18 protein-coding genes are annotated in these 23,564 nt (G+C 45.0%); 15 read left to right on the top strand and 3 right to left on the bottom strand.

From position 1 onward, the window contains the following. Positions 1-116 precede the first annotated feature (116 nt). The 4 genes from T357_RS0108160 to T357_RS0108145 all read left to right on the top strand — a co-directional run bounded on the left by T357_RS0108160 (position 117) and on the right by T357_RS0108145 (position 6,509). Positions 117-1,967 carry a YgiQ family radical SAM protein gene (locus T357_RS0108160; protein WP_044916492.1) on the top strand — a complete coding sequence of 617 codons (1,851 nt, stop codon included), beginning with the start codon at positions 117-119 and terminating at the stop codon, positions 1,965-1,967. Between the two features lie 239 nt (positions 1,968-2,206). After that, on the top strand, positions 2,207-3,565 hold the full coding sequence (locus T357_RS20200; RefSeq protein ID WP_049962345.1) for a D-alanyl-D-alanine carboxypeptidase family protein: 1,359 nt from the start codon (positions 2,207-2,209) through the stop codon (positions 3,563-3,565). A 274-nt stretch (positions 3,566-3,839) separates the two neighbouring features. Beyond that, on the top strand, positions 3,840-5,522 hold the full coding sequence (locus T357_RS20195; protein WP_049962344.1) for an ATP-binding cassette domain-containing protein: 1,683 nt from the start codon (positions 3,840-3,842) through the stop codon (positions 5,520-5,522). A 60-nt stretch (positions 5,523-5,582) separates the two neighbouring features. After that, positions 5,583-6,509, top strand: coding sequence for an ABC transporter permease (locus T357_RS0108145; RefSeq protein ID WP_031550778.1), 927 nt, complete (start codon positions 5,583-5,585; stop codon positions 6,507-6,509). A gap of 54 nt (positions 6,510-6,563) precedes the next feature. Here the strand turns inward: T357_RS0108145 and T357_RS0108140 are convergent, their stop codons facing one another. Next, positions 6,564-7,574 carry a LacI family DNA-binding transcriptional regulator gene (locus T357_RS0108140; RefSeq protein WP_031550775.1) on the bottom strand — a complete coding sequence of 337 codons (1,011 nt, stop codon included), beginning with the start codon at positions 7,572-7,574 and terminating at the stop codon, positions 6,564-6,566. 221 nt (positions 7,575-7,795) lie between these two features. Between T357_RS0108140 and T357_RS0108135 the strand changes: the two genes are divergently transcribed. Further along, positions 7,796-8,476 carry a Maf family protein gene (locus T357_RS0108135; protein ID WP_031550773.1) on the top strand — a complete coding sequence of 227 codons (681 nt, stop codon included), beginning with the start codon at positions 7,796-7,798 and terminating at the stop codon, positions 8,474-8,476. A gap of 131 nt (positions 8,477-8,607) precedes the next feature. Then, on the top strand, positions 8,608-9,996 hold the full coding sequence (locus tag T357_RS0108130) for an MATE family efflux transporter (protein ID WP_242840081.1): 1,389 nt from the start codon (positions 8,608-8,610) through the stop codon (positions 9,994-9,996). 93 nt (positions 9,997-10,089) lie between these two features. On the opposite strand, the gene T357_RS20190 is transcribed toward T357_RS0108130, so the two are convergent. Then, positions 10,090-11,649: a sensor histidine kinase gene (locus T357_RS20190; RefSeq protein ID WP_197027320.1), complete on the bottom strand. Its 1,560-nt coding sequence runs from the start codon at positions 11,647-11,649 to the stop codon at positions 10,090-10,092. Between the two features lie 6 nt (positions 11,650-11,655). Next, on the bottom strand, positions 11,656-12,327 hold the full coding sequence (locus tag T357_RS0108120; RefSeq protein WP_031550764.1) for a response regulator transcription factor: 672 nt from the start codon (positions 12,325-12,327) through the stop codon (positions 11,656-11,658). 383 nt (positions 12,328-12,710) lie between these two features. Between T357_RS0108120 and T357_RS0108115 the strand changes: the two genes are divergently transcribed. The 9 genes from T357_RS0108115 (at position 12,711) to nusA (ending at position 23,562) form a co-directional block, all read left to right on the top strand. Continuing rightward, positions 12,711-13,811, top strand: a complete 1,101-nt coding sequence (locus T357_RS0108115) for an S-layer homology domain-containing protein (RefSeq protein WP_044916489.1) — start codon at positions 12,711-12,713, stop codon at positions 13,809-13,811. A gap of 107 nt (positions 13,812-13,918) precedes the next feature. After that, a complete protein-coding gene (locus T357_RS0108105; protein WP_044916487.1) occupies positions 13,919-15,679 on the top strand; it encodes an RND family efflux transporter in 1,761 nt (586 codons plus the stop codon). A gap of 482 nt (positions 15,680-16,161) precedes the next feature. Then, on the top strand, positions 16,162-16,821 hold the full coding sequence (locus tag T357_RS22165) for an ABC transporter ATP-binding protein (RefSeq protein WP_081828102.1): 660 nt from the start codon (positions 16,162-16,164) through the stop codon (positions 16,819-16,821). Further along, complete coding sequence (locus T357_RS0108095; RefSeq protein WP_031550752.1) at positions 16,805-17,995, top strand: ABC transporter permease; 1,191 nt, start codon at positions 16,805-16,807, stop codon at positions 17,993-17,995. Before T357_RS22165 ends, T357_RS0108095 begins: the two co-directional genes overlap by 17 nt. Before the next feature lie 198 nt (positions 17,996-18,193). Then, the gene (locus T357_RS0108090) at positions 18,194-18,871 is read left to right on the top strand and encodes an NAD(P)H-hydrate epimerase (RefSeq protein WP_044916485.1); all 678 of its coding nucleotides are present in this window, start codon (positions 18,194-18,196) and stop codon (positions 18,869-18,871) included. A 141-nt stretch (positions 18,872-19,012) separates the two neighbouring features. Continuing rightward, entirely contained in the window at positions 19,013-20,275 is a 1,263-nt protein-coding gene (locus T357_RS0108085) for a bacterial transcriptional activator domain-containing protein (RefSeq protein WP_031550747.1), read from the top strand. A 143-nt stretch (positions 20,276-20,418) separates the two neighbouring features. Then, a complete protein-coding gene (locus T357_RS0108080; protein ID WP_031550744.1) occupies positions 20,419-21,798 on the top strand; it encodes a sodium-dependent transporter in 1,380 nt (459 codons plus the stop codon). A 232-nt stretch (positions 21,799-22,030) separates the two neighbouring features. Further along, positions 22,031-22,405 (top strand): ribosome maturation factor RimP, encoded by a 375-nt coding sequence (gene rimP, locus T357_RS0108075; protein WP_044916483.1) that lies wholly within the window; start codon positions 22,031-22,033, stop codon positions 22,403-22,405. Continuing rightward, the gene (gene nusA, locus T357_RS0108070; RefSeq protein WP_031550738.1) at positions 22,405-23,562 is read left to right on the top strand and encodes a transcription termination factor NusA; all 1,158 of its coding nucleotides are present in this window, start codon (positions 22,405-22,407) and stop codon (positions 23,560-23,562) included. Before rimP ends, nusA begins: the two co-directional genes overlap by 1 nt. Positions 23,563-23,564: the final 2 nt, after the last annotated feature.

Genomic DNA, 23,564 nt, shown 5'->3' with positions numbered 1-23,564 from the left:
AACAATCTTTATTAATTACAAATTTCATTGTTTAAATCAGAAAATGGGTAAGTGCAATGTTTTTGCATTGTATAACAACTGTACTTGGCCCTTATTTGAACTAAAGGATTTAGGATATGTTTGAAGGATTTTTACCGATCAATAAAAAGGATATGCTGGACAGAGGCTGGGTGCAGCCTGATTTTGTGTACGTATGCGGTGATGCTTACGTTGATCACTCCAGCTTTGGCGCTGCCATTATCTCAAGAATACTCGAGGCCCACGGCTACAAGGTTGCCATGCTGCCTCAGCCTGACTGGAACAATCCTTCTTCTGTTACGGAGTTTGGTGAACCCAGGCTCGGCTTCCTGGTTTCTGCCGGCAATATGGATTCCATGGTGAATCACTATACCGTGGCAAAACGTCATCGTAAGACTGATGCCTACACCCCCGGCGGGGTAATGGGAAAGCGCCCGGACAGAGCTGCCACGGTTTACTGTAACCTCATCAGAAAAACCTATAAACATACTCCCGTCATTATCGGAGGTATCGAGGCCAGTCTCAGAAGGCTTGCCCACTACGATTACTGGTCCGACAGCATTCGCCGCTCCATCCTTCTGGACAGTGGAGCCGATCTTATTTCGTATGGAATGGGAGAGCACAGTATCGTTGAGATAGCGGATGCTCTTAACTCAGGACTTCAGGTCAAAGACATTACCTGGATTCCGGGCACTGTTTACAAGACGCGTCACGAGGATGAAATCTATGATGCCGTGAGGCTTCCGGATTTTGAGGATATCAAAAGCAGTAAGCGGAAATATGCAGAAAGCTTTGCCACCCAGTACAGAAATACAGATCCTATAAGCGCAAAACGAATATATGAATGCTATGACGGCGCCATGTTTGTGGTTCAGAACCCGCCTGCCGCACCTCTTACGGAAATGGAAATGGACGATGTTTACGCCCTGCCTTTTATGAGGGCATGGCATCCCATTTATGATAAGGATGGCGGCATCCCTGCTTTTGGCGAAATAAAGGAAAGCATCACCCAGGCCAGGGGCTGCTTCGGGGAATGCAATTTCTGCGCCCTCACTATGCACCAGGGGCGAATCGTCCAGGTACGTTCCCATGAGAGTGTACTGGAGGAAGCGAAGCAGATCACGAAAGATCCGGAGTTTAAGGGCTATATCTTTGATGTTGGCGGCCCCACTGCTGAGTTCCGAGGTCCCGCCTGCGATAAGCAGCTTAAACACGGTGCCTGTGTCAATAAAAAATGCTTATGGCCGGAACCCTGCAAAAACCTCAAAGTCGACCACTCTGACTATGTGAAGATGCTCAGGGAGGTAAGGTCGCTTCCGGGAGTGAAAAAGGTATTTGTCCGTTCAGGTTTCAGATTTGATTATCTCATGGCGGACTCCAACAAGGAGTTCCTGAAGGAGATCTGTAAATACCATGTTTCCGGACAGATGAGAGTGGCTCCGGAGCATGTTTCAGATAATGTTCTGAAAGAGATGGGCAAGCCCGGTGTTAATGTCTACAATTCCTTTGTAAAGGAGTTTGAGAAGATCAACCGGGAGCTGGGGCTTAATCAGTACATCGTTCCCTATCTCATGTCGAGTCATCCGGGATCAAGGCTTAAGGATGCCATTACTCTTGCGGAGTACATCCGTGATATGGGTTATATTCCGGAGCAGGTGCAGGATTTCTATCCTACGCCGGGTACCGTTTCAACAACCATGTACTATACAGGGCTCAATCCTCTCACTATGGAGGAGGTTTATGTTCCGAAGAATCCGCATGAGAAGGCTATGCAGCGTGCACTTATACAGTATAAGAAGCCGGAGAACTATGAGCTTGTGAAGGAGGCTTTGCTCCGGGAGCACCGGGAGGACCTCATCGGGTTCGGACCCGAATGTCTCATACGGCCGAGGGCGCAGAAACCTCAAAAGCAAGGCAACAAGCCACTGAATAAGCTTAAAAGCCGTTAGTCCGTATGCCGGGGCGGTGAGCATCCATTTGAATGCGAATCGCCCCGGCATACTCACTTACATCTGAACTGTTTCAAAATCAAAGGAAATCTGAAAAGTTTTGGTAAGGTTTTAGAGCCTCTCCTCATGGTACTATATACGTACTAAAAAGGGAGGGTTGCTTTGTCCGTCCGGAAATCTGGAGATTTTTTCAGTACAGCTTTTATTGCACGGAGTCGGGCGTCAGCATAATAAATAATATGAAAAATTACAAGAAATATTTGAGAAAAGTAACTGCCGGACTTATGGTGGCGGTGATGTCAACATTGTCCATATCGTCTACGGTTCTTGCGGATAATGAGGTTGCTGTTGTCATTTCAGAATACGGCCCTTTAAGTGCAGCGTTGGGGGAGTCTCAGGCTGCTGCAGCAAGTGAGGGGTTGAAGGTTTCTGTTTCAGATACAGCAGGTTCCGAAACAGGCACTGCCGGTACTGCTCAGGTTGTTGAGGCCGGTAATTCTGTTACTGTTGAGGTTTCAGGTTCCGCAGTTTCTGCAGATTCTCAGACGGTTGATGTTACCATGACTGAAGGTTCTCAGGTTGATGAAACATCTGCTGCCGGAACAGAAAACGTTCAGTATTCAGCACCGACTGCAGAAGCAGCTCAGGTTTCAGAGACTGAAGCAGCTTCTGAACAGACAACCGGGACAGCTGTTACAGATACTACAACATCATTGACCACCGGGACATTCGAAACATTCACTGAATCAAATTCCGCAAAAGCAGAGATCGGCAGCTTCTTTCAAACTACAACTGCCGGTACCGGTTTTGTCAAAACTGCCCTTACAGCCAATCCTGATGTAAATGCCAATTTCATGATTCTGGTAGATGCGGACTCTGATATGATCGTGGCTGAGAAAAACGGGGATTCAAAGATGTATCCTGCCTCCATGACCAAGGTTATGACTCTTCTCGTAGCTTGTGAACATATTACCGATCTTGATCAGGAAGTGGAGATAACAAGTGATATCATTGATTATGTTAATGATAATGACGCTTCAAACTGTGGCTTCAAGGCAGGTGAGATAGTGACCGTAAAGGATCTTTTATATGGTCTTATACTTCCTTCCGGAGCCGATGCAGCCCTTGCCCTTGTAAGGCTTATTGCCGGTTCCGAAAAACAGTTCGTAAATCTTATGAACGAGAAGGCACAGGAGATTGGTATATCCGCAACTACTCACTATACAAACTGTACCGGTCTTTACGATGATAATCATTACACTACAGCAAAGGACATGGCATTGGTCATGAAATATGCTGCGGCTAATCCTTATGCAAGTGCGGTTCTCTCAACCAGAAACTACACCACAAAGGCAAACAACAAGCATAGCTCAGGAATAAGCTTCTCAAACAAATTCCTGACACGTATAGATTCCCAGTCCACAGGCGGAAAGGCCCTCATGGCAAAGACCGGTTATGTTTCAAAAGCCGGTAACTGTGCGGTATCTTCCTTTACAGGTCCAAGCGGCTCGCATTATATCTGCGTCACAGGAAAAACTTCCGGTGCATGGAATGTGGTCTATGCCCATGCTGATCTGTATAAACAGTATGGAAAGTGATTTGCAGCAGTTAAATCCGGGATATCATATTGCTCCAGACTGACTATCCCTTGCTGACCTGTTACAACGATTGATATTTACCGTCGCCGATGGCGGCGGTTTCTTTTATATATAATCTGTCTTAGCCGATATTAAATAGGTATAGCATTAAATCCTGTGCTATAATTTACCTGGATTATGTTGTGTCAGGTTTTCCCTGAAAACCTGATATGTAACATCGGTTCAAAGGAAAGTGATGTTTCACCGGACCGATGTTCATAAAATGGAGGTATATATGTCCGGACTTTTGGAAGATCTCGTCGACCCCGCGAAAATCGTCGTGATAAAAATAGGAAGTGTTCCCAAGCAGTTCAAAGTGGAAAAGGAGCTCGCAATCGGAAAGCAGAGTCTGTTCCACTTTAAAAATGATGACAAAATCTCTTTGGAATATCCCCTTCTTGATAAAAACCAGGGGAAATTCAGCCATACCTTTGGAAACTGGCATTATTCCAATCTCACAGAAAACAATGTCACAACTATTAATGACACAGAAGTGGAATTCGGTTCCTATACCATTTTAAAAAACGGTGATGTTATACGAATTAAAAAAGACGATGATATGCTCATATTTGTTTTCCTGAAGAAGTTTGCAGGAAATCTGGAGTGGAAGCGTGTGCCTCTTAACCCGGAGCAAAAGGTATATCATATCTATAGTCATGTCAGTGATTATCTGAAAAACAGAAAGGGCGAACCGGCAGCTTCCATAGATGAAACAAGGTCAGAATCCGAGCATCATGCCGTAGTACGCTACACTGACGGAAGCTGGTACGTTGAAGACATTGACACCACAAGAGGCGTCCTTGTAAACCAGAATAAGATTGAAGGTTCAAGGAAGCTGGAGCTTTATGATGTTATAAACATTGGCGATACCCATTTTGTTTTTGTAGGGGACTATCTTGCTTATAATCACGAAACCTTCAAAAACCATGACCTGGAAATCCATATCCAGGAGCGTTCCGTACGGAACATGTTCAAAAAGCAGATTCTTCTGAAAGACATCAACCTGAAGATAGAACCGGGCAATATGGTTCTGATCCTGGGAGGTTCCGGTGCAGGTAAGACCACCTTTATCAATGCCGTCACCGGCTACGAGAAAGCGAAGGCAGACATCACCCAGGGTGACCTTAACGTTTATAATGACTATGGAAAAATGAAATACAAGATCGGTATGGTTCCACAGCAGGATCTTCTCCGCGGAGATGATACTGTTATCATGACCCTTACCAATGCTGCGGAAATGCGTATGCCCAGTGATACAAGCTTTGAGGCACGCAGGGCCCGTGTCCAGGATACCCTGGATCTCTTTGGTCTTGATGCGGTTAAAAATGAACTGGTTGACAAGCTTTCAGGCGGTCAGAGAAAGCGTCTTTCCATAGCTGTTGAATTCGTAGCTGATCCAAGTCTTTTCATCCTTGACGAACCGGATTCCGGACTTGACGGAGTTATGGCCCGGGATCTTATGAAACAGCTCAGAAACATTGCCGATCAGTACAAGATTGTTATGGTAATCACCCACACACCGGACCGTGTTATCGACCTCTTTGACAAAGTTATCGTTCTGGCAAAGAACAGCAGCCATACCGGCCAGCTGGCATTCTACGGAAGCATCAGCGAAGCTAAGGAATTCTTCAATAAAGAGACCATGGAAGACATAGTCCTTGCCATCAACAGCGAGGGAGAGGGCGGTGAAGGCCAGGCCGATGTTTTCATAGAGAAATTTGCAAAGCTGCAGGCAGAAAAAGCGGCATCATCTGTTGAAAACACAGAACCGGAGGTGGATGATGCGGAGGTAAAAACTGAAACAGGAGAGAAGATTGCTTCAGAAAATATCACCGCTGATGACAAGAAAAAATCCGGTAAAACTCCTTCGGGAGACACCATTACTCCGGACCCTGAGGTGGAAGTGTCTCTCACATGAAGGGCACCTCGGATATATCATCCGAGAAAATATTTTGTAAAAGAAATGAGGATGCAGCAAATGGATAACGCTATTCACACCGGAAGGTTAGGGCAGGTTAATATTTATCTCGGAAAGCTCTTCCGCATCTTTGTAAATGAACGCGACTGGAAGGGTCTTCCCCTTTCTGCTGCCATAGCACTGATGGTGGCATTTGTAATGGGAAAGAGCCTCTTCACCAACATGGAAAGACTCAAGGCGGGATCATTTGCCATCGTCTGCGTATGTATATGGAATGGTTTTTTTAATTCCATTCAGGTGGTGTGCCGTGAAAGAGCGATCGTAAAAAGAGAACACAGGGCCGGACTTCATATCACTGCCTATATAGGCGCCCACATGATCTATCAGGCCATAATGTGTCTCCTGCAGGTTATCATATCCATAGTTGTATATAAGCTTTATGGCATCAAATTTCCGGAAGAAAGTATAGTCACAGGATCCTTTACTTTGGATTTTGCCATCACACTCTGGATCATCACCTTCTCTGCGGATATGATAGCGCTGATGATATCCTGCATTGTAAAGACAACCACAGCTGCCATGACTGTGATGCCTTTCCTCCTCATAATACAGCTTGTTTTTGCGGGAGTCATTTTTTCATTCAGCTCAGGTCCTGCGGTCATCGTGGAGAAAATGACCATCAGCCACTGGGGAACAGTTGCCATATGTTCTGTTGCCGATTACAATTCATTGACATCGCATGCGTTGTTCTCAGCCATATACCAGTTCAGATCCGTGCCTGAGGTTCAGTCACTGGTGGACTACATTCAGAAAACCAATATACGTTATAAGATGGATCTGCTCTCAGCCCAGTCCATGCAGAATCCTCTTTATGCCGGAAACATCGATAACATACTTCACTGCTGGGGCGTCATCGCACTCATAGGAATCGTATGTATAACAATCGGAATCATTTCTCTTGAAATGATCGACAGGGATAAACGATAAAACCCAACATTATAAAGAAAATCCCGACGGACCAAACCGTCGGGATTTTTTGATTTACATGGTGGATTCCAGCCAGTTCACAGAGCACTTCAAGGTCTGATGAGGCTTTTCGGAGTTCTTTTCTTCAATCTGATCTATGAGAATTTCGGCGGCTTTCTGACCTTCTTCATAAGCCGGTTGTACTATGGTTGTAAGCTTAGGGTCAGAATATATGGCCCATTCAACATTGTCAAAGCCTATGATTCCTAGCTCCTTTGGGATCTTTTCTTTTAATGGCTGCAATGCATGATAGACCTCAGGAAGTGCCCAGCAGTTAGGTACATACACAAGGGTAGGATGATTTGCTTTCATATGGGATTTCACAAAATCCAAAACCTTTTCACCATCTATTTCCCCATCCTTAATCTCAAGGCTCTCGTAACTGTACCCATTCTCAAGTATACAGTCTGTAAATCCGGAGGATCTCTCTATACGGGTACTTAATCTGGAAGGATCCGCCCCAATCATAAGAAAAGTTTTATAGCCCTTTTCCATAAGATTTTCCATGGTTCGGTACGTAGCAGTATAATTGTCCGTCTTAACCCAGTAGGCATCGTCCTCATAAACCTTACTGTCAAAATATACGAAGGGCTTTCCTTCCCTCTTTAGTATCTTTGAGGTCTCATAAAATCCCGGTGTAGGCTGAATGATAAATCCATCTGCCCCAAGAGTCAGCATTCTGTTCACATAACTTGCTTCCATCTCAGCATCATAAGAAGAATTTCCGATCAGAGTCTGAAAACCATGCTTTCTTGCGGTATCCTCGATTCCCTTGACAATCTTGCTTGAAAAAGAATTTGTAATGTCTCCGATGATCACTCCTATCAGCTTTGTCTTTTTCTGATTCAGAGTTCGGGCAGCGATATTCGGACGATAATTTGTCTTTTCGATCATCTCACGGATCCTGGCCTCAGTTTCCGGTGACATCTTATCTGTTTTTCCGTTCAGAAAAAAAGAAACCGTAGTCTTGGATACTCCGGCCATTAACGCTATATCTTTTATGGTTATCTTTCCATCTCGTCCCATTCCATTACTCCGATCTGGCATAAAACCGGTAAACTCATTGAATTTACTTGATATTTTTATTCTAATTATCCGGACAATTATTGTCAACATGACAGAATTCCATAAAAGAATAATCCTTATTACCATGTGTTTTTTTGATATGGCATTACCGAAAGGATTAATGTATAATGAAGTCATTTCAAAAATGTAAAGGCTTACATTTTTTGTGAAAGGATAAAAATATGAGTATCGATCGTTTTATTTTAGCCTCCGGTTCCCCCCGTCGAAAGGAGCTGTTGGGGCAGATAGGTATAAATCCGGAGATCATTCCAAGTGATATAGATGAAAAGGTCACCACCTCTGTTCCCGGTGAGCTTGTGATCAGCCTCTCAAAAAGCAAGGCCATGGATATCGCTTCAAAGCTGCAGGAATCGGAGAGTGATTATGAGATTTCCGCTGCAGCTGATCATCAACCGTTGAATTCCGGAAACATTTCCCATGGATCATCTCTTCAAAATAAAATGACCCTTATTCTCGGCGCTGACACAGTGGTCTCCGTGGATGGCCATATCCTCGGAAAGCCTCATTCACACGAAGAAGCAAAGGAGATGATTCGGTCCATACAGGGCCGCACCCATCAGGTCTACACCGGTGTCACCATCATAGCAAGAGACAGTGCAGGTCAGGCTACCATTGATTCTTTTGCAGTTAAAACGGATGTTAATGTCTACCCCATGACCGAATCAGAGATCAAAACTTATGCCGAGTCCGCTGAACCCATGGACAAAGCAGGGGCTTACGGCATTCAAGGTGCTTTCGCCAGGTACATTATAGGCATAGATGGAGACTACAACAATGTAGTGGGCCTCCCGGTTGCAGAAGTTTATCAGAGGATAAAAAAGTATTTGAACGAAAACGATTAATCGTCCTGAAGACACCTGGGAATCCAATTTTAGGTTATTTCGACTAAGCGCTCCATACTTAAATGGATACCCTCAGCTTTATACTTCTCTGAATTGCCACGCATACATATACATTTATAAAGGAGCTCTACTTGTACCACTATCTTTTTCGTTTAGACCGTCTTTATGACAAAAGCAAAATCGCCTGGGATGATCTTGAGTTTACCGACCTTGATCTACGTAAACTTCTCATTCCCCTTATGATAGAGAATCTGCTGACCTCCTTTATGGGTATGGCAGATTCCATGATGGTGACACGTATCGGCAGCGCTGCCATCTCCGCAGTATCCCTTACCGACGCCATCAACACCCTGGTGCTTCAGATGTTCTCGGCCATAGCCACCGGCGGAACCATCATTTGTTCCCAGTATATCGGGGCAAAGGATACAAAAAAAGCCAATCAAGCTGCCCGGCAGATTGTCCTTTCCGTCATGGTCATCGCTTTTCTGGTAATGCTTATTGCAGAGATTTTCAATGCCGAAATCCTGAAACTCATCTTCGGCTCGGTAGATGATTCAGTCATGGAAGCTTCAAAAATTTACTTCCGGTTTACTGCTGCATCCTTCCCCTTCATCGGCCTTTATCAGGTCTGTGCAGCATTTTACAGAGCCGGCGGAAACAGCAAGTATCCCATGAATATATCCGTACTTTCCAATATCCTTAACATAATAGGAAATTTCACGTTTATATTCATCTTTAAATGGGGCGTAATGGGGGCAGCATTATCAACACTTTTATCGAGAATCTTTTCCGCCGTAGTGCTGACTGTTTCCCTTAGATTTCCGAGACAACCCATCGTGATACGGCATTATCTCGTAAAGCCGGATCCCGGGATGATAAAGCGGATCCTTTACATCGGAATCCCTTCCGGCATAGAAAACGGTATGTTTCAGTTTGGAAAGCTGGCTATCCAGTCCTCGGTTTCAACCCTGGGAACCACAGCCATAGCAGCCCAGGCCATGACCATTATCTTTGAGAGCATCAATGGAATTGCCGCCATTGCTGTCGGCATGGGACTCATGACTGTCGTCGGTCAGACACTGGGAGCCGGCAGAAGAGAAGAAGCCAAATACTACATTGTAAAGCATATGAGGATAGGAGATTACATCATTATCCTTTCCTGCCTCCTGACCTTTCTGTTTTGTAAGCCGGTTATGTCTTTGGCCGGTATGGAGCCGGAGAGTGCCCGAATCTGTTTTGACATGATGATCTTTATCACCATAGTAAAGTGTCTTATCTGGGTACCAAGCTTCATAACCCCTTATGGCCTTAGAGCTGCGGGAGATGTAAAGTATTCGATGATAGTCTCCTCCCTTTCCATGTGGCTTTCAAGAGTCGCTCTGTCAACCATCCTTATCCGCTTTTTCGGCTTCGGTCCCATTGCTGTCTGGTACGGCATGAGCCTGGACTGGCTTGTAAGAGGACTTTTCTACCTGCATCGATTCATGGGTAACAAGTGGCTCAATCATAAGTTTCTGTAAAAAACCGGTTGGCATCCATTTAAAATGGATGCCAGCCGGCTCTGATTATTAGCTTATTTATCCACCGGGAACCAAACTGATAACAGTATGATTTCATACCATCGGAAGTTCGATTTTAAATGTGTTGATGCCGTCTTTCGACTCCGCCCAGATCTTACCTTTATGCTCTGTCACTATATTCTGGGCTATGGAGAGGCCGAGGCCGTATGAATGGTTCATGGCGCGGGCTTCGTCGATGCGGTAGAAACGTTTGAAGATGTTTTTGAGATCTTCCTCGGATATCTGTTCTCCGGGATCCGCAACACTTATGAGGCACTTGTGTGATCCGGACTTCTCAAGGGAGACGGTAACCGTACCCTTTGGATCCGAGTACTTTTGGGCGTTATCCAAAAGGATTTCTATAGCCTGCTTGATATGCTGTCTTGAACCTTTGATGCTGATTCCTTCCTGAACATTTTCTGTGAGCATCAGCCCCTTCTCAAAGAAGAGGACTTCGAAGGTAAGGATTTCGTCGGAGATCATCTTTGAAAGATCGATTATCTCCTGGGGCTGCTTTTGGATGGCACCGTTATCGACTCTGGCAAGCTGCAGAAGACTGTCCACCAGGCCCCGCATCTGATGAGCCATGGTGAAGATGTTTTCAGCGAACTGCTTTTTCTGTGAATCATCCAGCTTCCGGGATTTAAGCATTTCCGCATCCGTCAGTATGACTGTGAGAGGAGTCTTCAGCTCATGGGAAGCATCCGACACAAACTGCCGCTGCTGAACCCAGGCGTCCTCCACGGGCTTGACTGCCCATCTAGCAAAGAAGATTGCTATAACGAGGAATACCAGGAAACTGAGAATAGCAATAAGCATACAGTTTCTGATAAGGTTTCGCATGGTTGCAACTTCGGAAGAAATGTCGGCAAAAACGATAACACGGTTTCTCTTTCCGTCCCAGTTTTCCTTCCCTATCGCTCCCGGATCAAAATCTTCCTTATTGGTTATTTCAGGATTTGGAGCTTCATTTCCTGTAATATTCTGACCGGAGTTTTCGGGTGGCTGCTCCGGACCCTTCATGCCGGAATTCTCCTGAGGCTGACTCATGGACTTTGAGTTATCATCTCCCTGAGGCATGATATTATTGTTTCCACTTAATTCCGAAGGTATCGGTTCTGAACTCCCTTCTGCCAATGCTTTACCATCTTTATCTACTGCAGGACTCTCGCCGGGTGCCGGCTGGGTTCCCGGATCCATCATTTTCATATCAGATGCCATTGAACGGAAGTATCTTAGATTATAGTCGCTTAAGTCTCCGATTCGGTCTGAACGTGACAGCACATCATCTACAAGTGTCTGGAGGCTGTCTTCATCCGTCAGATCATAAAAATCGCCGTCTGTGGCAATGATTTCTCCGTTACTGTCCACTTCAACCCTGAAAAAAGGAAGCTGTACATTGGTTTCCTTGTTTCGTTCCCGTCTTTCCGGACGACGGTTCTGGTTCATACCGAGAGGCACTCCGGACAATTGACTGAGCATTTTCACACTGTCTGAATATATACGTCTGTGGGTGAGACTCAGCACCAGTCCAAAAATGACTATGAGCATTACGGTTACTATAGTCATGGTAATGGCTACAAAACGGAATCTCAGTTTCTTTATCATTTCCATAATCATTTACCCCTCGAGCTCGAGATGGTAACCGAGACGTCTTGCAGCAACGATGTTGACATTGGAACCTATGGACTTAAGTTTTTTACGAAGAAAACCTACATAAACCTCCACATGGTTTTCAACCGCATCGGAGTCGTAGCCCCAGGCTTTGCTGAGAATGGTTTCCTTTGAAAGATTCTTCTCCTTTGACTGCATAAGCATTCTCATGACGTCAAATTCCTTGGCGCTGAGACGAAGCTCATTGCCTTCACACAGGAGGGCACCGGTCTCAAGATCCAGGGAAGTATTACCGAAGCAAAGCTCGTCTACTTCATTCCCCTGACGACGAAGAAGAGCAGAGACACAGGCAAGGAGCTCCCTGCTGTCAAAGGGCTTTGTGAGATAGTAGTCAGCCCCGGAGTTAAGCCCCTCCACACGGTCCAAAAGCTCCGACTTTGCAGTCAGCATCAGGATAGGAGTGCTTAAATGAATCTGGCGAAGCTTTTTTGCCACCTGGTAGCCATTCATCTTCGGCATCATTACGTCAAGTATTATAAGGTCGTAAACTCCGGTTTCCGCGTAATCAACCCCGGACTCACCGTCATAAACAGCGTCTGCATCGTAACCTTTTTCTTCCAGAAGAGTCTTTACGGAATCCGCCAGTAGTTTTTCGTCTTCTACAATCAAAATCTTCATTATCTTATCCTTTATCCTTCAACATTTTTAAATATGCTAATGCTAAGCACCTGAAAACACTCACTTCTTTATTATATCTTAGTACGGGAAAAATCATAACTTTTAAGTCTTAAAAGAAACTGAAAATCCGCAAGAGAACTTCCAAATCCCACCGGAGACGGTTCTCGCCGCCGGGAACCGCCCCGGTGGAATTCCTGCGGCTTTTCTATTTATGATTTTTTTGTGAACTATGCTGCAATTTGCCCATTTCTGAAAAACTTTTCAGCTTCGTTTCAGTTTTCGTCTTTACAATGCAAAACGTATTGAGCTCGGGAGCCAATTAGATCTGCATCCAGGTGTCAGATATTGAGGCTCAAAAAAGTATTCACAGATAAGGAGATCACATGTACAACAGATTCACGTATGGCGCCCTCGCCGCAGTAACCGGCATTGTGAGCGTCGTTTCATATACACCGATGACAGCATTTGCATCAACAACCTTAAACCAGAGAAAGAATGCGCTTGTGAGTGCAAAGATAATTGAGAACTTCGATGTGACTTTAAATGAGCAGCCGGTTTCCAGGGCACTCTTCGCAAAAATGCTGGTCATGGCATCAACCTACCATACCACAGTTGCTGCGGAGTCCAATGTTTCAGTATTTTCAGACGTACTCTCAACTTCAGAGTACGCTTCCTATATAAGAATAGCAGCAGAGCAGGGATGGCTCAGCGCCTATCTCGGCGGTCTTTTCAAGCCTGATCAGGGCATAAAAATGGCGGAGGCAGAGAAAGCCTGCCTGACTCTTCTTGGTTACACCAACGAGGATTTCAGCGGCAGCATGGTGTCAAACAGAAATGCCAAAGCAACAGCCATAGGTCTCGTGGAAAACATTTCGAAGGGTGTGAACGAATACCTGACCTACGAGGATTGCGTCAACATTTTCTATAATCTTATGAAGACCAATACTTCTACCAATGAAACTGCCACCAGATCCAACAGCACCATCTACGGCAAATTATTTGGCTACACCCTTTCAGATAACGATGAGATCAATCTTCTGGATACCCTTGAGTCCAATCTTAAAGGTCCTTACCTTCTTAAGGTGGACAAGAGTCTCACTTCCATCATCCCCTTCAGCAGAAGCGATGCAAGCTGTACTCTCAACGGAGAGTCTTCCTCTGCGGATGATATCGAAAATGAAGCTTCCAGCGGTGATCCTGTGGTTATCTACTATAATGCCTCAACAAAGTCGGTATACGCATATTCCTCAAACGGAAACGATATGGGTACCATCACCGGCGAGATTACCAATATTTACTATAGTTCAAGCAGCTTAATGACTCCTACCTCAGTAGAGATCGACGGAACAGAATACGAGGTTGGCAGCGACGATGTGGCTTATGCATTCTCCGTATACAGTACCCGTGAGAAGGGCGACAAGGTAACCGTTGTATGGAGACGTGACTCTGACGGAACGCAGGAGATCACAGCAGTTGCAAAATGATATTGAAAGAAGGATGTATCTTCCCTCATTCAGATCCCTGATATCCGGTCCGGTTATACCAGACCGGACATACAGGAAACTCAAAATAATCTTTTTTGGAGCATTTCATGAAATTAAGATTACCAGTTAAAAAGATCATCATCGGAGCTGTAGTAGTGGCTCTGGTGATAGGCGGAGTAAAGTTCTTTAACTCAAAGAAAAGCCAAAAATCCGCTTCCGAAGAAAAAGTAAAGACCGGAACCGTAACGAGACAGACCATCCAGTCATCCCTTTCAAGTTCCGGAACCATCTCGCCAAAAAACAGCTACAATATCACTTCCATGGTGGACGGTAAAGTCATTTCCGCAGATTTCCAGGAAGGAGATGTGGTAGAAAAGGGACAGGTTCTTTACGAGATAGATTCTTCCTCCATTACATCAAAGCTTAGTTCCGCAACCAACTCCCTTGAGCGTTCGGAAAACAAGTACAGTGATGCCGTGAAGGATTACGACACGGCAGTGGCGGATTTCAGCGGAAATACCGTAAAGTCTCCCTATTCCGGTCACATTAAGACCCTCAACATCTCTATAGGTGATCAGGTAAATTCCAACACCGCAATAGCCGAGATCTATGATGACTCCACCATGAAAATAGACATTCCATTTCTTTCCGTGGAAGCAGCAATGATCCCTGTGGGAAATACAGCCACAGTCATTCTTGATGACACTCTGGAAGAGCTCATCGGTGTTGTTACTTCTGTGGATTCCATGGAAACCACACTTACCGGCGGACAGCTTGTAAGATACATCACCATCGAAGTGGCAAACCCCGGCGGACTCACCACCGATATGTATGCCACTGCCAATATCAATGGCATGAATTCCTCAGGAAGTGCAGTCTTCGAAGCCGCAAGGGATTTTACCATTAAGGCGAAGAATCTTACTTCTACTGTAACTGTTGCAGACATTTTGGTTGATGAAGGTGATTATGTCACAGCAGGGCAGGCACTTTTCCTGGCAGAAGCAGATGATATAGACGACATCATTGACTCCTATAAAGATAAAGTCGACAGTGCAAAATCCTCAGTGGAAAGCGCCCAGTCAAGCCTTGATACAACTACAGATAACTTTGAAGACTACACCATCACTGCTCCTATTTCCGGAACTGTTGTCACAAAAACAGTTAATGCCGGTGAGAATGTCCAGAACGGTTCTCAGGCAACTTCCCTTGCAGTTATATATGACCTGACAGAAGTGACCTTTGACATGAACATTGACGAGCTTGATATCTCCAATGTTGCTGTTGGTCAGTCTGTGGATGTTACGGCAGATGCCTTTGAAGGCCAGACCTTCAAGGGAACGGTAACAAAGATTTCTATGGAAGGTACTTCTTCAAACGGTGTTACCTATTATCCTGTAACGGTTACCATGACTGAATTCGGAAGTCTCCTTCCGGGCATGAACGTTGAGGGTGTCATAATCCTTGATGAGGCTGAGAACACTCTTGCAATCCCTATCGATGCTCTTCAGAGAGGCAACAAGGTTTATGTAAAGAATAAGGAAGGAGAGACCTACACTGAAGATGAGAATTCCCATGTACCTGAAGGATTCCATTCGGTTTCCGTTGAAACTGGTCTTACTTCAGACAGCTACGTTGAGATCCTTTCGGGAGACCTCAGCGAAGATGACGAGGTTTACATTTCCCAATCCACAGTCGGCTCAGATGATGCCGGCATGATGATGGGAGGCTTCGGAGGCCAGCCGAGCGGAGGTTTCAGCGGCTCCGGCGGTCCGCCCAGTGGCGGAGGCTTCGGAGGCGGTTCAGGCGGAAGCAGAAGCGGCGGCTCTGGCGGAAGCAGAAGTGGCGGCATGGGCGGCGGTCCGATGTAATAGTCAGAACAAAAATCAATATACCGGCATGGGAACAAATACGTATCCCATACCGGTATAGTTATACTTGTAACCGCAATAAACTGCTGATTTAAATAACCCTAGTGTGTGTTTAGGAAATTATGTCATTAAAAGATTTTATCAATAAAAATAAAACTGAAAAAAGTCAGGAGAATGAATCTCTCAAAATAGAAGATTTGACAATTTCTGACACTACGTCAGATGATGTTTCCTCAAAGGATGAAGCTGATCATTTAAATAATGACAGTACTGCTGACACAGAAAGCACTTCCGTAGAAAACGAAGCTGAGGAAGAAGAACCTGACGAGTATGCCGAAAACCACGACGAAATCGCGAAGCTGAAGGCTGCCCGGGATGCAGCCTCGGCAAGCTCCGAACATGCCAATGTGGTCTTCATCCCAAAGGAGCATATCGGAGAGCTTCCTCTGCTGGAGCTCCACGACATTTACAAAATCTACAAGATGGGTTCCGAAGAGGTTCATGCCAATGACGGCATCTCCGTAAACATTTACAAAGGAGAGTTCGTGGCCATAGTCGGAAAATCCGGCTCGGGAAAATCTACCCTTATGAACATTATCGGAGCTCTGGACGTGCCCACCAGCGGAAAATATCTCATCAGCGGTCAGGATACCTCTTCCATGAAGGATGACGAACTGGCAGCCATCAGAAACAAGAAGATCGGTTTTGTCTTCCAGCAGTACAACCTGCTTCCGAAGGATAACCTTCTTGATAATGTCTGCCTGCCCCTTCTTTATGCAGGAGTTCCAAAGGCTGAGCAGAAGGAGAGAGCCATGAAGCAGCTGGAGCGCGTCGGACTTGCAGACAAATGGATGCAGAAGCCGGCACAGCTTTCCGGTGGTCAGCAGCAGAGAGTTTCCATTGCGAGAGCTCTCGCGGGAGATCCCGAACTTATACTTGCAGACGAGCCGACGGGTGCCCTTGATTCAAAAACCTCAAAGCAGGTGCTGGGCTTCCTTAAGGAAATCAACGAAGACGGAAACACGGTAGTCATGATAACCCATGACAATTCCATCGCACTTGAAGCCAAAAGAATCATCCGTATCTCTGACGGCAAAGTAGTTTATGACGGAACAGCGGAGGACTATGCTAAACTCATTTAATCTTGCTCTTAAGAGCATCTGGGCAAATAAAATGCGTTCGTTCCTTACGATGCTTGGTATCATCATCGGTGTTGCGGCGGTTATCATTCTGGTAGGAATAGTAAACGGCGAGATGTCCTTTATGACCTCAAGCTTTGCCTCAATGGGAACCAACCGTATCAACGTAAATGTCACAAATCTCAGCTCCCGTTCGGTAAGCGTTGATGAGATGTATGACTTTTATCAGGATAACGAAAAGTATTTTTCACATCTTTCACCTACGGTTAATGTCAGTGCCACTGTAAAGGTGGGTAATGAAAACTCCTCAAACACTTCTGTTACAGGTGTTTCTGAGGACTATCTGGATATCATGGCTTATGACCTTGAGAAAGGCCGTTTCATCCAGTACGCAGACATTGCCGCAAGACAGAAGGTTGCGGTCATCGGACTTTATGTGGCGAAGACCTATTACGAGAGCGCCGAAAAGGCTCTCGGACAACGCATAAGCATTAACGGAACAAAGTATGAGATAGTGGGCGTTGTTGAACGGCAGACCTCCGAAAGCGACGAGATGAGCGAGGGCGGAAGTGATGATTTCGTTTACATCCCCTACACTGCAGCCGTAAAGCTGTCCCGAAACGGAACCATCAACAGCTACACCTTCACTCTTCATGATGAGTACGTTGAGGAATCCTCAACAGTCACCACTCTCATCGAAGATTTCCTTTACACCATATTTAAAAATGATGACCTGTATAAGGTCACAGCCATGAGCGAGCTCCTGGATTCCATGAATGAAATGATCGCATCCATGTCTCTGATGCTGGGCGGTATCGCAGGAATCTCACTTCTTGTTGCCGGCGTGGGTGTCATGAACATTATGCTTGTATCCGTGACGGAGAGAACCAGAGAGATCGGTATAAGAAAAGCTCTCGGTGCCAAGCGTTCCACCATACTTACACAGTTTGTCATTGAGGCGGCTGTTACCAGTTCCATGGGCGGAATCATCGGCATTATAGTCGGCTTCATCGGTACCACTCTGGCCGGTAAGGTGATGAACATTGACGCGCAGCCCTCCTTCGGATGGGTCATCGCATCCTTCAGTATTTCCATTGCCATCGGTCTCATTTTCGGTTACATGCCCGCAAGAAGCGCGGCAACATTGAACCCGATAGACGCTCTGAGGTCGGATTAAAATTTTTCATAGCGCATAAGTCAGGATCCGGACTTATGCGCTTTTTGTTTGTTTTAAAAGTAAACATTATGATATTTTGAGCACGTTTAGAAAATTCGTCATCCTGTACTAGCTTTGTTGTATAATTAAAAGAACGGAATTCCCTGAGCCGTCACAAGCTGTTGATGCCGAGAGGATCATATTTTTGGAGGACTTCATATGCAGGATCTGATAACAGGAACAGTTGCTAAAAAGGCAGACATGATAGCCATGGGAGAGATGGGGTTTGAGTCCCTTGCCCTAATGGAAACCGCAAGTTCAAAGATTGCCATCTATATAAACAGACATTTTACCTATGAGAGAGACGCCCGCATACTGGTGCTGGCAGGCGTCGGCAACAATGGCGCCGACGCTGTGGCTGCTGCCCGCATGCTTAAAGAGACCGGCTATGACCCGGTGGTATGGGTTGTGGGGAAGCTTGAAAAGGCAAGTTGGGAATTTCTCTATCAGATGTTCCACTTTCAAAAACTTCTCGGAAGAGTAAACCTTTTCCGTGCCGGTGACGAGCTTCCGGACTGTGACATTTGCATCGACGGAATCTTCGGTATAGGTCTTCACCGCCCAGTAGAAGGTGTTTACAGGAGCTTCATAGAGGAGGCCAATGCTCACACTCGTGGCTTTACCCTTGCCATTGACTCTCCCTCAGGTATCAATACCGACACCGGCGAACTTCTGGGATGCGGCATAAAAGCAGATGTCACCATCACCTTCGGAAAAAATAAGACCGGACTTATGAACGGGGCCGGAAAAGAGTATAGCGGGAAGATCTTTGTTGAAGATATAGGCATCCCGGAGGAGGCTTATATAAAGGCCGAAGAAGAGCTTAACAGGGCTTAAGCTCTTCCAACTTCATTAAAAAAGCGGCATGCTATACAAAAATAATTACAAAAAGGCTTAAAATTTTTATTTTTCTGTTTACTTTTCATTTGAATAAGACTAATATAAAACTTATAAAATGTCTTAAAGTAAGGGGAAATTATGAGTGAAAACAGAATAGACATACGTATGCTCGGTGGATTTTCCATTTCTGTTAACGGACAGTACATGGGACTCGGGCAGAATAATAAAGCAAATTTCTTAAAACTGATACAGATCATACTTCTTAATTATAAGAAGGGCATCTCCAAGAGAGAACTTATCGACGGCGTTTTCGGCTACAAAGATCTTCTTGACGAAAACAACAGCTTGAACAACCTGCTCCATCAGGCAAGAACACAGCTTAAAAAGAGCGGTGTTCCGGGAAAGCGGTATATCGAAGGAAAGAAAGGCATTTACTACATTGAGAAGCCCGAAGGCTACGAGGTAACTCTTGATGTAAAGACCTACACAGACGATTGCCGCAAGGCTGCCGAAGCTGAAGATGAGGATACAAAAGCAAAACTTTATGAGCAAGCTTTCGAACTCTATAAAGGCGAACTTCTTCCCGAATTTTTCACAGATAACTGGGTTATCGTTGAATCTGTCAAGCTGAAGCATCTCTTCGATGAGCTTGTACTGTTCCTCGGTGATTATTACAGAAAAAAAGAAGATTACAATAACCTCTACAAGCTTTACAGCAAAGCCAGCCAGATTTATCCTGACGGCGGATGGCAGATCAATGTTATCGATGCATTGATTCTTCGCAAAGAATACAAAGAAGCTTATGAGCTTTACAATAAAACAGCCCGTTATTATCTTGATGATCTGGAAGTTCCTCTTCCTGACGACCTTATCAAGTGCTACGAACGCATCTATGATGACATCAAGGTTGTTTCCGATGATATCGAGGAAATCCAGGCCGGTATCCTTGAGCGTGATGCAGCTCTTAAGAACAGTAAGGGCGACAGTCGCAGCCTCGGATCATACTACTGTGCGTTCTCAAGCTTTATCGACGTTTACAATGTTCTCCGTCGTAACCTGGTACGTAGAGGAAACTCCATCTTTATGATGCTTTGTACTCTGGTTGACTACGAAGGAAAACCTATACAGAATCAGGAGAAGCTTTCCGCAAGAGCCGAAGCCTTGAAAAACGCTCTCTATGCAGAGCTCAGACAGGGTGATGTCTATACAAAATACAGCTCAAGCCAGTACCTCCTTCTTCTTATAGGTACAAAAAAAGAAGATTGCGGCATAATCTATCACAGAATTTCCAAGAAGCTTAAGGAACTTGCCGGTTCCCGTGCCGAACTCAAGTACCGCATTGTTTCACTTGCTGAGATTCCATCAGTTTTGGAAAACGCAAAGAACACTGACCTTATCTGAAAGTCCCGGTATGACGGATAAACTTCTTATTCATTAACCGTGTAAGCCGCCGGTCATTTTGACCGACACCTTTTTATCCGGCGGCTCTGTATAAATATTTCAGGGCTTGCAGTTTGCTGCAAGCCCTTTTTTGAGGAGATTTTATGAACGATAATCGTGAAAGTTTTAAATCAAGACTGGGCTTTCTTCTGGTAAGTGCCGGTTGTGCCATAGGAATAGGAAACGTATGGAAATTCCCATACCTTGCAGGGCAGAACGGAGGAGGAATATTTGTAATATTCTATCTTATCTTCCTTGTAATTATGGGTGTTCCCGTCCTTACAATGGAGCTTGCGGTGGGACGTGCCTCACGAAAGAGTGCAGTATTGGCATATAAAAATCTGGAACCCTACGGCAGCAAATGGCATATTCACGGATGGTTTGCCATTGCCGGAGCTTACATCCTTATGATGTACTACACAACCGTTTCCGGCTGGATGGTTTCATATTTTATGAAATTTGCCGTCGGAAAATTCGATAACATATCCATGGATGAAGTGGATTCTGTTTTTGTTAACCTTCTTTCAGACCCGGAAGAAATGATGATCTGTATGATGCTGACAGTTCTCTTAGGTTTCCTTGTATGTTCATTCGGAATACAGAAAGGCCTGGAAAAGGTCACAACAGCCATGATGACTGTTCTGCTTGCCCTGATCATCATTCTTGCAATACACAGCATTTCTCTTCCGGGAGCAGCAAAGGGCCTTAATTTCTACCTTGTTCCCAGCCTTGAAAAGGTTGCGGCAGCAGGAGAAGGAAGCATCCTGAAAGGTCTTGGTTCGGTTATCTCGGCAGCCATGAACCAGGCATTTTTCACTCTGAGCCTTGGCGTTGCTTGTATGGAAATCTTCGGTTCTTATATGTCTGACCGATTTACACTTGTAGGTGAATCCGTAAGGATCTGCGCCCTGGACACTTTTGTTGCAATAACATCCGGTCTCATCATTTTCCCTGCATGCTTCAGTTTCAATGTCGATCCCGATGCAGGTCCGAGTCTTATATTCATGACGCTGCCTAAAGTATTCATGAGCATGACCGGGGGAAGGGTCTGGGGTTCTCTTTTCTTCCTGTTCATGTCCTTTGCAAGCTTTAGTACGGTTATAACTGTATTTGAAAACATCCTTTCCACCTCCATTGATAATTTCAAATGGACAAGAAAGAAAGCAGTTCTTGTAAACTGCATTTTCATACTTATCACAAGTATCCCTTGTGTACTTGGTTACAATATCTGGTCAGATGTTCATCTGATTGGCGGAAGAGACGTCCTGGATTCAGAAGATTTTATTGTTTCCAATATTCTTCTCCCGGCAGGCTCTCTTATTTATCTTCTTTTCTGCGTGAGCAAGTGGGGCTGGGGCTTTGATAATTACATGAATGAATGCAACAAGGGAGAGGGTATGAAGATCCATCCGGGCGTAAAACGCTACTTCCAGTTCGTTCTACCGGTACTCATACTTATTATCCTTATCCGTGGACTGATGTAAAGATTTTTTACGAAAAACCACCGGCGACCGTTTCTCGCCGTTAATCCACAGGGGACGTTTCTCACCGGCGAGAAACGTCCCCTGTGGAATTCTGTGAGTTTAATACCGGAGATTTTTAAAAAAGTGTTGATTTTACGATGTTCTTGTGTTATCTTTGTACCGTATTTATTGACTAGTTAAAAGGAGCAGGCGCTAAGCCCGCTCCTTTTACTTAAGTTTAGAGGATTTTTATATGCAGGCAAACGGTGATTACACAGTAAGGGTAAAAAAATATCTCGATGAGATGTGCCCCAAAGAAGGTTATCAGGTGGACAGCGTTACTTTTACACTTGAAAACGGAGAATGGTACCTTAGATCTTTCATTTACCGCACAGACGGAGTCGACATGACTGTAGATGATTGTGCCAGAGTTTCAAGAAAACTTTCAAAGTGGCTCGACAAAGAGGACTTCATTCCTGAGCAATATATGATGGAAGTATGTTCACTCGGTTTCAAAGACCAGCCTGGAAACGACGATATCATACCGGATACTGCGGCTGATGATAACGCAGAGGAAACCTCAGATGATGGATCAAATGACAATATTACCGGGAGGGGTAAAAACTAATGAATAAAGAACTTAGCGAAGCACTCGATCTACTTGAGAAGGAAAAAGGTATTTCAAAGCAGTCTCTTATAGAAGCAATCGAGCTTTCACTTCAGACAGCATGTAAGAATCACTTCGGTTCTTCTGACAACATCCGTGTCAGTGTAGATCCTGACACTTGCGATTATTCAGTTATAGCTGACAAGACTGTAGTAGAGGAAGTACTTGATAAAAATACCGAGATCTCCCTTGCTGATGCAAGAATGATAGATCCCGGCTATACACTTGGTTCCATCGTTCCGGTAAAAGTTGATTCAAAGACCTTCGGACGTATCGCGACACAGAATGCAAAGGGCGTTATAGTACAGCGCATTCGCGAAGAAGAGCGCAAGGTTCTTTACAACGAGTACTACTCCATGGAGAAAGAAGTTGTTACAGGAACAGTTGACAGAGATACCGGAAGATCCATTATCATCAATTTAGGAAAGGTTGACGGATATCTTTCAGAAAATGAGCAGATCAAGGGCGAAAAGCTTGAGACCAATGACAGAGTCAAGGTATACGTAGTAGAAGTCAAGGATTCTCCTCGCGGACCGCGCGTTATGGTATCCAGAACCCATCCTGAACTCGTTAAGCGCCTTTTCGAAGAAGAGGTTTCCGAAGTAAGAGACGGTATCGTAGAGATCAAGGCTATCTCCCGCGAAGCCGGTTCCAGAACCAAGATGGCTGTTTTATCAAACGATCCCGATGTTGATCCGGTTGGAGCATGTGTAGGTCTCAACGGTTCAAGAGTTAATACAGTAGTTGAAGAACTTCGCGGAGAGAAGATCGATATCATTAACTATGACGAGAACCCTGCATACCTTATAGAAAATGCTCTTTCACCTGCAAAGGTTATCGCAGTTATCGCTGATCAGGATAATAAAGAAGCCATGGTTATCGTACCTGACGCCATGCTCAGTCTTGCCATCGGTAAGGAAGGACAGAATGCCCGCCTTGCTGCAAAGCTCACAAACTACAAGATCGATATCAAATCAGAATCCCAGGCTCAGGAGCAGGGCATCTTTGATGAGATGGGTATCGATTATCAGGGCGAAGACTATGAAGATGATGGTGTAGCCGAAGATGATTACGAGTCAGATTCAGAAATGATTTCTGATGAAAGCGAAGAAGTATGACC

The sequence above is a fragment of the Oribacterium sp. FC2011 genome, from assembly GCF_000701645.1.
In the GTDB taxonomy this organism is placed as follows: domain Bacteria; phylum Bacillota; class Clostridia; order Lachnospirales; family Lachnospiraceae; genus Oribacterium.
Note: the sequence above shows the minus strand (reverse complement) of the source record. Positions and strands in the feature narration are given on the sequence as shown.